The sequence below is a fragment of the Stenotrophomonas sp. S39 genome (genome assembly GCF_016624665.1).
Taxonomy (GTDB): domain Bacteria; phylum Pseudomonadota; class Gammaproteobacteria; order Xanthomonadales; family Xanthomonadaceae; genus Stenotrophomonas.
Window position 1 is genome coordinate 1 of record NZ_JACVTT010000195.1, and the last position, 1337, is coordinate 1337.

The window sequence follows — 1337 nt, forward strand, 5'->3', positions numbered from 1 at the left end:
AACCCGTCCCGCCCAACCATCAGCAACCCAGAGCCGCTTTGGCTTTCAGCCGACTAGCAGTCGGCTCTACCAGGCTTTGGCTTCTGCCCGCCGCAGGCGGACCTCCGCGCGTCAGCGCGGCGCCTCCACATCCAGCCCGATCGGGCAGCTCACCCCGGTGCCACCAATACCGCAGTAGCCGTTCGGGTTCTTCGCCAGATACTGCTGGTGGTAGTCCTCGGCGTAGTAGTACTCCGGCGCCGGGTACACGATCTCGGTGGTGATCGGCCCGTAACCGGCCGCGTCCAGCTGCGCCTGGTACGCCTCGCGGCTGGCCAGCGCGGCGGCATACTGCGCCTCGTCGGTAGCGTGGATCGCCGAACGGTACTGGGTGCCGGTGTCGTTGCCCTGGCGCATGCCCTGGGTCGGGTCGTGGCTTTCCCAGAACAGCTGCAGCAGCCGCTCCAGGCCCACCACCGCCGGGTCGAACACCACCTGCACCACCTCGGTGTGGCCGGTCAGGCCCGAGCAGACCTCTTCGTAGGTCGGGTTCGGGGTAACGCCGCCGGCATAGCCAACCGAGGTGCTGTACACGCCCGGTTCGTTCCAGAACTTGCGCTCGGCGCCCCAGAAGCAGCCCAGCGCGAAGCGGACCTGCTGCAGGCCGGCGAAACGGTCCTTCAGCGGGTGGCTGTTCACGAAGTGCTGGTTGCTGTGCAGCGGCAGCGGCTGCTCGCGGCCCGGCAGCGCCTCTTCCGGGCGCGGCAGGCGCTGCTTGAAGGCCCCGATGCCGAGGATGCCCTGGCTGATTCCCAACATGATGCGCTCCTACGCCGGCTGTCCGGCCCAATCGTCTGCGTCTGAAATGGGGTCGGACGGGCCCTGGCCCAAGTCCAGCGCGGCGATGATCTCCTCGGCCTGCGGCCGTGCCACGTCGGGAATGCCGACCCGCAGCACGCCGAACAAGGGCAGCTCGCCCATGCCGCCCAGCAGCTGCTCGCCGAACACGAAGGCCGGGATGCCGGCATCTTCCAGCGCGTGCTTGACCAGGTGGGCGTCGAACAGATTGTCGGCCTTGTACACGATGTGCATGGGCGGCTCCTCGGGACAGGGGTCCAGCATACGCCCGGGGGCTGAATGCCGGTGGTGCGTTCTGCCGGCCAGCGGCCGGCACTACCCCCATCTGCGTGTCAATACGCAATCTGCCGGCCGGCAACCCCGGAAGGGGGGGGGGTTTTTGTGGGGGGGGGGGGGGGGGGGGGGGGGGGGGCCGCCGGTGGGGGGCCACGGGGTGGAATATCAATATCTGACAGATTTCATCCACGCATGGCGTGGATCTACTGGAACGGCGTTCTGCT

Annotated in this window: 2 protein-coding genes; both read right to left on the reverse strand. The window is 68.3% G+C overall.

Annotation, left to right across the window (positions count from 1 at the left end):
• Window positions 1-111: 111 nt before the first annotated feature.
• Window positions 112-777, reverse strand: coding sequence for a peptide-methionine (S)-S-oxide reductase MsrA (gene msrA / locus IAE41_RS22255; protein WP_200734601.1), 666 nt, complete (start codon window positions 775-777; stop codon window positions 112-114).
• Between the two features lie 30 nt (window positions 778-807).
• Window positions 808-1071 carry a DUF2007 domain-containing protein gene (locus tag IAE41_RS22260; RefSeq protein WP_079220701.1) on the reverse strand — a complete coding sequence of 88 codons (264 nt, stop codon included), beginning with the start codon at window positions 1069-1071 and terminating at the stop codon, window positions 808-810.
• Between the last annotated feature and the right edge of the window lie 266 nt (window positions 1072-1337).

Coding starts and splice junctions, on each gene's coding strand:
- IAE41_RS22260 (WP_079220701.1), bottom strand. CDS start 1,071: ATGCACATCGTGTACAAGGCCGACAATCTGTTCGACGCCCACCTGGTC.